Below are 10,822 nucleotides of genomic sequence, written 5' to 3'. Positions count from 1 at the left end.
CGGATCTTACCTCGTTTCCAGCACATCGCCGCGGAGGAAACGAACCTTCGCCTCAGCGGCATAAGTATCTTCCGGACTTCTATACCCCAGGGCAACCCCCAGCACAGTGCGGTACGGAGTCTTGTCCAATCCCAGCAGAACATCGCACTTCGGACCGTCCAGGCTGCCGATGGCGCAGGAATCGACTTTCATCAAAGCTGCTGCGCTCAGCAGGAACCCCAAAGCCAGATACACTTGATTTTCAGCCCAAGCGGCACGCTCCTCGGGAGTGCGAGAAGACAGGACTCCGGAATAAAACTTGCGGGAGGCTTCCATCTTTTCTGCAGACGGCGCCCTCATTTCCTCCACCCGGGCCAGATAGCGTTCCACATCCTCCGCAGACGGATCGCGAAGGGCGCACATCACGACAAACCGGGAACAATCCTCCACTTGGGACTGGTTCATCGCTATCCCGCGCAGAGACTTTTTAAGCTCCTGGTCTGCAACGACTACGAAATACCAGGGTTGCAACCCGATGGATGACGGGGCCAAACGCAGGCTTTCTTCCAGTGCATCCATCACACTGGGATCAATGGATGCCGACGGGTCGAACTTCTTGCATGCATAACGCCATTCAAGAACCTCCAAATAGTCTTTCGGATTCATGATGCAAGTATGGGCCGGAATGAAGAAGGAATCAAGCAGTCACTTCTCCACCGGCGGAGGAATCCTCCGAAGTATCGTCATACGAAATCCGGCACAGTTCCACGCCGCGGTTCTCGACATCCAGTACCTGAAAGGAAAATCCGGAGTAGCAAACCTTGTCTCCGATGCGCGGAGGACGTTCCAACAGGGAAAGAATCAAACCGCTGACCGTATCGACGGATTCATATTCCAACTCTCTGCCGAACAATTCCCCCACTTCGTCCAGCCGCATCGTCCCCTCAGCCTGGCAGGAACCGTCGGGCAACATGACGACTTCCTCCTTGCGGAGGGAATTGCCGTTCGTCTCCCCGATCACCTCGGAAAAAATATCCTGGATCGTAATCAACCCCGACGTACCGCCGTGCTCGTCCATTACCACCGCCATGCGGGAGTTCGCTCCGCGCATCGTTTCCGCGACGTCATCCAGCTTCATTGTCATCGGAACGAAGGGAACCGTATGGACGACAAACTCGTCCAAAGACTTGTTGCGATTCATCAACAGGAACACGTCACGGGCATGGATCATGCCGATAATATGATCCAGATCACCCCGGTAAACAGGGTAGCGGGTCCGCCGCGTTTTACGAACAATGGTACGGATTTCATCCGTGGTCGCCCCGAGACGCAACCCTTCGATGCGGACGCGCGGCGTCATCACCTCGTGGGCTGTCAAAGCATTGAAATCGAACAAATCCTGCATCAGTCGCCCTGGTTCCTCATTGAGAGCGCCATGGCAGCGGCTCTCGTCCACAATGTAGCGGATCTCCTCCGGCGTATGGTAAAACCCACTATCCAGGGAACGCTGAATGCCGAGACCTTTCAACAGGAAATTCCCCGTTGCGTTCAGCCCGACCACCAGCGGATACATGGCGAACTTGATCCATTGCATCGGAATGGTAATGATCAGGGACAATCGCGCGGCATACATCAGTGCCAGGGATTTCGGCACCATTTCTCCCAGCACGATGTGCAGATACGTCAGGAACGAAACAGCCAAAATACTGGCAATGCCATGAGACACGAACCAGTTTTCAGCCCCGAATTGCTCGAGAAAATCGTAAATCCAAACAGCTACGGCATGCTCGCCGAACATGCCCAGCCCCAGGCTCGCAAAAGTAATGCCCAGCTGCGCCGTCGCAATATAGCGGTCCTGAAGCCGGGGATTCTTCAAGATTCTGACGACGAGAGCGGCCGTTCCGCTGCCGAACCCACCCTGTAAAGACCGGCGTTCCAAAGCGGCCCGGGGAGCGCCCAGAAGCGTAAATTCGGCTGCCACGAACAATCCGTTCAGCAGGATCAAAACAATAATGATCCCTATCGTTTCCCAGTCCATGGGTTAACGAGCCTCCTTTCCATCCTGCAAACTCCCGGTATCCGGCAGGATAACGACGGAGTCGATCATGTTGTTATTCACCCGCTCGATCAAAATGCGCTTGCCGGCAAAATCAATTGTCTCCCCCGCCTTGGGAAGCCGGGAAAGGGCCAGAAGGATACAACCGCCCAGCGTATTGGCATCGTCTTCCATGTCCTCGATCCCGGGGATCCACGACTCGACGGCGTGTCTCCGGATCAAACCGGACAACCTGACAGCCCCATCCGGCAATATTTCAACGGACTGGCGGCCTGCGTGGAATTCATCTCCGAATTCGCCCAGCATTTCGCTCAAGATGCGTTCCATGGTCACCATGCCGACAAAGCGTCCGTATTCATCGACGACAAAGGCCTGCTGGGCCCGTTTCTCCCGCATCAGGGGAAGGAACTTGTCCATCTTCTGGTACTCGGGAACAAACGGAACCTGGGCAATCAACTTCCTCAACGGAGGCAGTTCACCCCTCGCCGCATACTGGGCAGCCACTTCCTTAATGTGCAGCATGCCCACGACATTGTCACGCTCCCCTTCATAGACGGGAATGTGCGTATAGGGCGATTTCTCCATCAGATGTTCCAGATCCCCCGGAGGAGCATCCATCGGCAGCATTCCCAGATGAATCCTCGGAATCATGATCCTCCCAACGGTCAAATCCTCCAGGTCCAGGGCCTTTTGCAAACGGTCATGTTCATCGGGTGGCAACAGACCGCCGTCACGGCTTTCCTCCAGCAACATGTCGATTTCCTCGCGGGAGTGGATATGGTGGTGGCTGCCGTGCGGAATCCGCAGCATTTTCAAAATCAAAAGGCCGCTCCCATTCAGCAAACTGATGAACGGGGAAAACACCGCCAATGACCACTTGAGCGGCAGATATGTGTACAAGGCCGCCTGAACCGGGAATTGCAACGCCACGGATTTGGGCACCAGTTCCCCGGCAATCACCTGGAACACAGTCAAAAAGACAAGCACAACCAAAGCCGATACTGACAATGCCGCCGCAGTCCCCATCCCCATGTGTTCCAGAAGCGGGTACAGATAAGCCGTCAGGGACACTTGTCCGTAGGCCCCCAGGATCAGACTGGAAATGGTAATGCCGAACTGGCAGGCCGCAATGTACCTATCCAGGCGGGACGTCTCGGACATAATACCGAGCAGCCCGGACGCCAGACGGCTCCCTTCATCCGCCATCCCGCGGATCTGGCTGGCACGGACGCTGACGACGGCAAATTCGGCCGCCACATAGAGCGCATTGACGACAATGAGGAAAACGATTACGGCGATTACAAACGCTGGCATAGATGAGAATGTCCCCTCTTGCGGGAACGAATTTTTGAAAGGTCATAATATGGAAAACATCCCAATCCTGTCAAGATTCTATGAATTTTTGTAACAATCGGCATGACGCGGGTCATCCGGGATATTCCCCGGATTCGGCTCGCATCAGCAGACAGAATCGTTATGCTTCCGTGCATGGAAGATCAATCAACGCGGATTGCCGATTTCGGGACGGGCTGTTTTTGGTGTTCGGAAGCCGCCTTCTCGCAACTTCCCGGCGTTCTCTCCGCCACTCCGGGATACATGGGGGGGAGCAAAGAAAACCCGACCTATGAAGAAGTCTGCACGGGGGAAACGGGCCATGCGGAAACCGTCCGCATCGTGTACGACCCAGCTCTCATCACCTACGAAACCCTGTTGGAATGGTTCTTCAAACTTCACGATCCCACCCAGCTCAACCGTCAGGGGGAAGATGTCGGCACCCAATACAGAAGCGTCATCTTCTACCATGACGAAACCCAGAGAAGCGCTGCGGAAAAAGCCGTTGCCAATGAAGCGGCACGCTATGACGTCCCCGTCGTCACCCGGATCGACCCGGCGGAAACGTTCTATCCTGCGGAACAGTACCACATGGACTACTACCGCAACAACTGGCAGAAGAACGGCTACTGCCGTCTTGTCATCCGTCCTAAACTGAAAAAACTGGGACTGGATCATCATTGATCCATCCAAACTTCTTCACGTCTCCGTATGGAATCCTCCGCCATCCAGGCCTTCATTCTGGGAGCCGGTTTGGGAACACGCCTCCGCCCCTTGACCGACATACGCCCCAAACCTTTGATTCCCGTCTTCCAGGATCCATTGGTCGTTCATACGATGCGCCGGTTCAAGGAGCTCGGTATCCGGAACTTCATCGTCAATACCCATCACCTTCCGCATGTCTGGGATGAACTCTTTCCGGACGGTCTCTGGGAAGACTGTACGCTCCGTTTCCGTCACGAACCCGTCCTGCTCGACACGGGAGGCGGCCTGAAAAACATCGCAGACCTTCTGGACGAAGACTCCCCTCTGATCATTCACAACGGGGACATCGTCTCCAACCTGCCCCTGGACACTCTTGTCCGGGGACACATCCTGTCCGGTGCATCCGCTACGCTCGGACTCCGCAGTACAGGCACCACGCGCAATGTAGGTTTCGATCCCGCCAGCGGACGAATCACGGACATGAGACATGCCCTGGGCGTTCATCCAGGCACCCACCAGTTTACCGGCATCTATTGTGTCCGCCCGGCAGACATCCTCCCACTGATCCCCCCCGGAGAAATCGTTTCCATCGTCCCCGCCTTGCTGGAGTTGATCAAACGCGGCCAGGTCAACGGCGTCGTCATGGACGATGGAGACTGGATGGACCTGGGAACTCCGGAATCCTATATTGCCGCCCATCGGTCACCCGTCACCGCCCTGCCGGCATCATCCTGCATACGCCTGGCCCCGTCCGCCGACATCGCCGGAGCCGAACTCGACGCCGACTGTGTCGTCGGTCCCGGAGCCATCGTCGGCCCCGGGAGCCGTCTCAATTCCTGCATCGTCTGGCCCGGAGCCGTCGTTCCGGAAAATACCCGGGCCGATTCCACCGTATTCCTCCCCTCCCGCTCATGATGTCTCTCTGCCGCCTCATCATACCTTTCCTCGTTTGCGCCGTCTCACTGACCGCTCACGCGGAACACAAAACATTCACGCGCAAAGAAGGAATCTTCTCCGTCAGCGACCGCATCAACGCCTACTTCTTCAACTCCAAAACTCACCGGCTGGTCGTCCTCGACGAAGGCGACATGCGGAAACCCAAATACGGTTCCCTTGACCAGGCCATGAAGAAATCGCCCTGTGTCGCAGGCATCAACGGCAGCTTCTTCGGCGCAAATCCCGAAGGCAGCCCTCTAGGCATCGTCATCCAAAACGGGAAAAAAAACTTTCCTCTAGCCACCGGTTCCTTCACGGTCTCCGGTATTCTCTGGGACTCAGGCAAAAGCATCTTCCTGCAACGTTCCAAAGCCTTTGCCTCACAAAAGGGGGCCGCTCCGCGCGAAGCCATCCAGGGAGGTCCGTTCCTCGTCGAAAACGGCAAACCCGTCGCCGGACTCAACAACACCAAATCAACCTACCGCACCTTCGTCGCCACGGATCGCCGGGGCAACTGGTGCATCGCCATGACTTCCCCGCTAACGCTCGCGGAACTCGCCTCCTGGCTGGCCACACCGGGGTGTCTCGGCCAATTTTCCGTCAAATCCGCCCTTAACCTGGACGGGGGCAGTTCATCCTCTTTCTGGTGCCACGAAACCGGCGTCTATTTTCCTTCGATGAAAAACGTACGCAACTACCTCGGAGTCGCTCCCAGATAACCCGGAAAGCCGAAATCCGTCACCCTTCCCCCGGAACAAGGCCATCCGCCAATGCGGCGCAAAAAGCCACACACCGTTCACACGGACGGGAAGCATAGTACGCCGCCGTCCTCACGGAGGGACGGGCGCTTTCCTCAGCCGATTCCAAATGCAGCAAATCCCGGCAGTACATGGAACCGAACTCACGTTTGAATGCCTCGGCAAATTCGCGGACCAGGGAAAAAATACGTTCCTTTTCCTCCGGCAAAGCTCCTGCATTGCCTTTCAAGGCGCCGCCTATCATCGACGCTCCGCAAAGAGCCCCGCACACCTCCCGCATCCGCCCGATACCGGCTCCGAAGGGCGACGAGAGACGCAACGCCGCATCCGGCGACAAACCGCAGTAATCCGCAAATGCCGCAAACACGGACTGCGAACAATTGTACCCTTGGTGAAAATAATCCAGCGCAGCAAGGACGCGCGGAGTCAGGGGAATTCCTTCCAATTTTGATGCAACGGTTTCCATTTTTCCTTTTTCGGATTTTCCAGGGAAAACTTATTCTCCTTGCGCGGGTTCTGTTCCTTCCGTCCTGCTTTTGCGGGTCAGCGCCAGCATTCCGAAGTACAACAAAGCGAGAATGACTACTCCGATAATGATCATATGGCTTTCAGCCTTCACGGCGGCAATCAACTCTTCCGGGCTGTTCATCACACCGGGATTCTTCTCTTTAACCCACTGCCCGCACCAGGCCAGCACCGCACACCATGTCAAAGAACCAAGAACAGTCACCAGGGAAAATATCCAGAAATTCATCCGCACCAGACCAGCCGGAATGGAAATCAAGTGCCGGATCACAGGCAAAAGACGAGCAAAGAAAATTCCTCCCACTTCATATTTCTGCATAAACACTTCCGCCTTTTCCACCTTTGCCGGAGGCATGAAGAAAAACTTGCCCCACTTCATCACGATCGGCCTGCCCAGCCACCTCGCTACGCCATAGGTAATCGAGGAACCCAGCCAGGAACCGAATGTCCCCGAAACAATCACGCCGACGAGACTCATGTTGTCATGCATCACGGCCGGCGGTATCACCAATTCACTCGGCACCGGGAAAATCGAACTTTCCATCGCCATCAAAATCACCACCCCGGCATACCCCCAGTCCTCCACCCAGCTCATCCACAGTACTAGCAAATCATGAAACATACGCGCACAGTCTGCACAATAAGCAGGGCTTGAAAAGTCTTTTATTGCCCCAAGGAAACCATTCCATTATCATTCTCACGAAAACGAGATTCGGTTCAGCAGCCTACCATGAAATTTTATATCATCGCCGGAGAAATGAGCGGGGACAAACACGGTGCCCTCCTGATGCGTGAACTAACCCGGCTGAATCCCGATATCGAATTTTCCGGTCTCGGCGGAGAACGCATGCACGAACTCTGCCCCCAGGTCGAAAACTGGGCGGATGAAGCTGCCGTCGTCGGGCTTGTCGAAGTTTTGAAACGCTACGGATGGTTCAAAAAACACCTTCTCGGCATGCTGGAACGCATCAAACGGGAAAAGCCCGAATGCCTGATCCTCATCGACTATCCGGGGTTCAACCTGCGCCTTGCGGAACGCGTCCGCAAATACTGCCCCGATACCAAAATCGTTTACTTCATCTCTCCCCAGGTCTGGGCCTGGCACAAGGGCCGCATCCCGAAAATGGTCAAGATGCTTGACCTGATGATGTGCATCTTTCCCTTTGAAAAGCAATTGTTCGAAAACGCAGGTCTCCCTACGGAGTTTGTCGGACACCCTCTCGTCGACGACATCCTGGCAGACCGCCGGACGGACATTCGGGAACCGGATCTCATCGGTTTTTTCCCCGGAAGCCGTACCCGCGAAGTCGAACGCCACTTCCCCGTTTTCATTCAAACCGCCATGATGCTGCGCAAAACTCACCCGCTTTGGCGTTTTGAAACCGCCGCTTCCAATGAGAGGCTGGCGGACATCATGCGCGCCATGGTCGTCGATGCCGGTCTCAGCCCGGAAGCCCTCGACATCCGCGTCGGCAACTATCACGACCTTATGGATCGCGCCGCCGCCGCCGCCGTCGCCTCCGGAACCGCCACCCTCGAAGCCGCCCTGCACCGGCTTCCCTATGTCCTCGTTTATAAAGTCGCCTATTTAACCTATCTCGTCGGCAGAGCCGTCATCAACATCCAGTTCCTGGGCATGGTCAACATCCTGGCACAACGCCCCGTCGTCCGGGAATTGATCCAGCACGACTTCACCCCCATTGCCGTCGCTTCCGAAATCGAACGCCTCATGGATCCCAACGTCCGCCGAGAAGTTCTCGGAAACATGAAGGAAGCCACCGACAAGCTCGGTCACGGCGGAGCAGCGGCCAAAGCCGCCCAAACAGTCCTGGGCTTGTTCCCGGACACCGGAATTTGATTTTTTCCCGTCCTTCCGGCAAAATTCCGTCCTCTTGAGGGAGAAGGGTTTTTATCTTTTATAACTCTTCCTCGAATAGTGGCGAGGACGCTTATATGTCACACCGATATTTCTGAAAATATACCCGTTTCTCTGGAGTCTCTGTTTTCAGAATCTGCTTTCTTTCTCTTTCCTTTCCCTCTCTCTATGTGTCTATTATACACGATTAACGATAATTTTATACAACCGTTCACGTCCTGTGAACACAATAGGAATACTCGGGTTCCCGGATACGTATCACATACAATATCAAATCCTGTTTTTTTGTAAAATAACTCGTGATAATTGCGATTCATTTATGATCTAATTCATTTATAATAAGCGCATATAGCAGTTAAATAACTTTACAAAATACAATTTGCAAGCATCAAGACAACCCATCAAAAAAAAGTCAACTTTCCGCTTGTCAATGTATTTTGGATACTATATCAGAGAAAGGTAAATTCTTTCTTCTCTTTCTCATGAAACTACGCTTACCCTCGCTTTTGCGTGCGGCCGTTGTTGCCTGCATGCACACCGCTACAGTATTCTCCTCCGTCGCTACCGGAACGGCCGTGATCGGAACCTGTCTCATCTCCTGCTTCGTCTCCGAACAGGCACAGGCGGCCGACGAAATCGCCTATGAAACGATTACACTGACCGCCAATCCATCGGAAACACTGACCGCCGACAAGGATACGGACTGGTTCCTCAACTACAATGCATCATCTTTGAAAACCCTTCCGGGAATCAGTGCCGACGGATACAATGTCAAGCTGAGAGGCAATGCGACCAATTCGTCGTTCAAAATTAATGCCGGAGTTACGTCCAAATCGCTGTCTCTGGAACAGGGGCGTTTCCAAATTACCAGCTACGACATCATCAAAAACGCGGGAACAATTATTCTTGATGGAGGTCATTTATGGCTCAATTTTGGCAACACGAATATTACCAATGACTTCATCCTCGGACAAGGTACATGGAGCGGGGATTCTGAATCGAGCTATCCCGGCTATTATCATAGCGCTTTTCGTACCGATTCCGGAGCAACCTTCGTCGGCAACTGGGAGATCATGTCCAAAGGAACCCGGATAGGAGTCCATACCAATACGATCTATATGACCGGTACTGTCACAGGTTCCGGTGAAATCCTGAAGGAAGGAGCCAAAGACTTGTTTTTCGGTAGCGATGACGGAGACAATACGAAAGTCTTCAAGGACTTCACCGGATATCTGAAAGTCCAAAGAGGCATGGTGCTTCTTAAAACGGGCATTGTCAATGGTGCCGGAATGAAAAATACCGTCCTTGCCGGAGGTACGCTGGCCATCGGATACAGCGGTTCCGATACTCTGAATACCTATGACGCCGGAACCATCGACGTTTCATCCAATTCAACCCTCAACTTCCGTGGAGGCGCCATCATCAACTTGAATGGGCTGGGAACAACAGAAGGTGTAGCGGATAATGGATCCTCCATCACCCTGAATGTCACTCGAAACAATGTGGACGACCTCAGGAAATCCCAGCTCAACGTCAGTGGTACAAGTACCTTCTCGGGAACATTGAATGTCCAGAACAATAATGAAAAGACTGGAGAGCTGATCTTGCACCCCACATCGGCCAATGCCCTGGCCAGTATGACGGTCAACCTTGCGGGCAAGGCAGCGGACAAAGGCAAGGCCATTCTGGAACTTTCCAACGATGCTACCATCGGAGGATTGAAAAACAGCAATGCTTTCGTAACCGTCCGTAGCGCGGACAATACGGCAAGGGTTCTGACCTTCAATAATGCTGAAAACAGCACGACGGAATATACCGGTTCCATAGGAGCCAACATTTCCCTGGTCAAACAAGGCAAGGGAACGCAAACGCTAAGCGGCGACTTGTCCGCCATCAACAAAGCAATCACCATTCGGGAAGGCCGTTTGTCTCTGGGGGCATCGACGGGACTGACACAAGCTGTCAATATCGGAGCCCAGGGTTCCCTGCAACTCTCCGGCTCCCTCTCTCTGGCTTCTTCGACAGATCTTTCCGGTCAATTGCTCCTGATGGACAATGCCGAAGTATCCGGCCTTCTCGGCAAAACGCTCGGAGCAACAGCCCTTTCCGGGATCTCTTCGATCAGTCTGGATCTGGCTGGTGGTTCCAACACGCTGAATATGGGTAATCTTTCCCTGTTGGAAGATTCCACGCTCACCTTCAAATTGTCCGGTGCCAACATTACCGACGGTCAACTGACCAACTTCGATTTGACTGCCTCACTTGTGGGAGACACTTCCTGGGTCGACAAGTCCATTCTGGCCGATATCGACGGAGTCTTGTATGGAAGTTCTGTTTCCGGCAACAAAATCCTGTTTTCAAAAATCAACAATCTCGTCGACGGTTCTCCGTCCGGAGATAATCTGACCTATGCACGGCCCGGCGGTGTTACGACCTTGAATCCCAAAGGATCAGATACCGTCTACTCCATGAAGAACCTAATCGTTACCCTCGACACGGATGAAACGACGGCTGATTCCCTGACGCTAAACGGAGTCACTCTGAATGTTAAAGAAACTTTGTCTTTTAACGAAACCACAGGGACATTTACGATTGAGGACGGGAGTAACGCGGGGTTCCTGCTCGTCTCCTCTCTCAACATGGGGGGAGGGGATT

10 protein-coding genes are annotated in these 10,822 nt (G+C 54.0%); 5 read left to right on the top strand and 5 right to left on the bottom strand.

Going from position 1 to position 10,822, the window contains the following annotated elements; all coding sequences use genetic code 11:
* Positions 1-6 precede the first annotated feature (6 nt).
* Genes QET40_RS02145 through QET40_RS02135 form a run of 3 tightly spaced genes read right to left on the bottom strand, consistent with a single transcriptional unit; the run spans position 7 to position 3,349 of the window.
* Positions 7-645 (bottom strand): NAD(P)H-dependent oxidoreductase, encoded by a 639-nt coding sequence (locus QET40_RS02145; RefSeq protein WP_280125526.1) that lies wholly within the window; start codon positions 643-645, stop codon positions 7-9.
* A 31-nt stretch (positions 646-676) separates the two neighbouring features.
* On the bottom strand, positions 677-2,017 hold the full coding sequence (locus QET40_RS02140) for a hemolysin family protein (RefSeq protein ID WP_280125525.1): 1,341 nt from the start codon (positions 2,015-2,017) through the stop codon (positions 677-679).
* Positions 2,018-2,020: 3 nt separating this feature from the next.
* Positions 2,021-3,349, bottom strand: coding sequence for a hemolysin family protein (locus QET40_RS02135; protein ID WP_280125524.1), 1,329 nt, complete (start codon positions 3,347-3,349; stop codon positions 2,021-2,023).
* Positions 3,350-3,523: 174 nt separating this feature from the next.
* Between QET40_RS02135 and msrA the strand changes: the two genes are divergently transcribed.
* The 3 genes from msrA to QET40_RS02120 are packed head-to-tail and all read left to right on the top strand — an operon-like array spanning position 3,524 to position 5,727.
* Positions 3,524-4,051, top strand: coding sequence for a peptide-methionine (S)-S-oxide reductase MsrA (msrA, locus tag QET40_RS02130; protein WP_280125523.1), 528 nt, complete (start codon positions 3,524-3,526; stop codon positions 4,049-4,051).
* Between the two features lie 27 nt (positions 4,052-4,078).
* Positions 4,079-4,987, top strand: a complete 909-nt coding sequence (locus QET40_RS02125; RefSeq protein WP_280125522.1) for a nucleotidyltransferase family protein — start codon at positions 4,079-4,081, stop codon at positions 4,985-4,987.
* Complete coding sequence (locus tag QET40_RS02120) at positions 4,984-5,727, top strand: phosphodiester glycosidase family protein (protein WP_280125521.1); 744 nt, start codon at positions 4,984-4,986, stop codon at positions 5,725-5,727. The genes QET40_RS02125 and QET40_RS02120 overlap by 4 nt, the downstream gene beginning before the upstream one ends.
* A gap of 19 nt (positions 5,728-5,746) precedes the next feature.
* Here QET40_RS02120 and QET40_RS02115 read toward each other — a convergent pair whose 3' ends face one another.
* Both QET40_RS02115 and QET40_RS02110 read right to left on the bottom strand, forming a co-directional pair.
* Positions 5,747-6,232 (bottom strand): C-GCAxxG-C-C family protein, encoded by a 486-nt coding sequence (locus QET40_RS02115; RefSeq protein WP_280125520.1) that lies wholly within the window; start codon positions 6,230-6,232, stop codon positions 5,747-5,749.
* Between the two features lie 30 nt (positions 6,233-6,262).
* Entirely contained in the window at positions 6,263-6,913 is a 651-nt protein-coding gene (locus QET40_RS02110; protein ID WP_280125519.1) for a DedA family protein, read from the bottom strand.
* Positions 6,914-7,021: 108 nt separating this feature from the next.
* Here QET40_RS02110 and lpxB point away from each other — a divergent pair, with 108 nt between their 5' ends.
* On the top strand, positions 7,022-8,149 hold the full coding sequence (lpxB, locus tag QET40_RS02105) for a lipid-A-disaccharide synthase (RefSeq protein WP_280125518.1): 1,128 nt from the start codon (positions 7,022-7,024) through the stop codon (positions 8,147-8,149).
* A gap of 500 nt (positions 8,150-8,649) precedes the next feature.
* Positions 8,650-10,822: hypothetical protein (locus tag QET40_RS02100; protein ID WP_280125517.1), on the top strand; the 2,173-nt coding region annotated here is incomplete at its 3' end.

Source organism: Akkermansia sp. N21169, from assembly GCF_029854675.1.
In the GTDB taxonomy this organism is placed as follows: domain Bacteria; phylum Verrucomicrobiota; class Verrucomicrobiia; order Verrucomicrobiales; family Akkermansiaceae; genus Akkermansia.
The sequence above is the reverse complement of the archived record's forward strand: the minus strand, read 5'-3'. Positions and strand labels throughout refer to the sequence as shown.

What these genes read in the sequence shown, in the direction of transcription:
- QET40_RS02115 (WP_280125520.1), bottom strand. Translation starts at nt 6,232, where the DNA reads ATGGAAACCGTTGCATCAAAATTGGAAGGAATTCCCCTGACTCCGCGC.
- QET40_RS02110 (WP_280125519.1), bottom strand. Translation starts at nt 6,913, where the DNA reads ATGTTTCATGATTTGCTAGTACTGTGGATGAGCTGGGTGGAGGACTGG.
- lpxB (WP_280125518.1), top strand. Translation starts at nt 7,022, where the DNA reads ATGAAATTTTATATCATCGCCGGAGAAATGAGCGGGGACAAACACGGT.
- msrA (WP_280125523.1), top strand. Translation starts at nt 3,524, where the DNA reads ATGGAAGATCAATCAACGCGGATTGCCGATTTCGGGACGGGCTGTTTT.
- QET40_RS02145 (WP_280125526.1), bottom strand. Translation starts at nt 645, where the DNA reads ATGAATCCGAAAGACTATTTGGAGGTTCTTGAATGGCGTTATGCATGC.
- QET40_RS02120 (WP_280125521.1), top strand. Translation starts at nt 4,984, where the DNA reads ATGATGTCTCTCTGCCGCCTCATCATACCTTTCCTCGTTTGCGCCGTC.
- QET40_RS02135 (WP_280125524.1), bottom strand. Translation starts at nt 3,349, where the DNA reads ATGCCAGCGTTTGTAATCGCCGTAATCGTTTTCCTCATTGTCGTCAAT.
- QET40_RS02140 (WP_280125525.1), bottom strand. Translation starts at nt 2,017, where the DNA reads ATGGACTGGGAAACGATAGGGATCATTATTGTTTTGATCCTGCTGAAC.
- QET40_RS02125 (WP_280125522.1), top strand. Translation starts at nt 4,079, where the DNA reads ATGGAATCCTCCGCCATCCAGGCCTTCATTCTGGGAGCCGGTTTGGGA.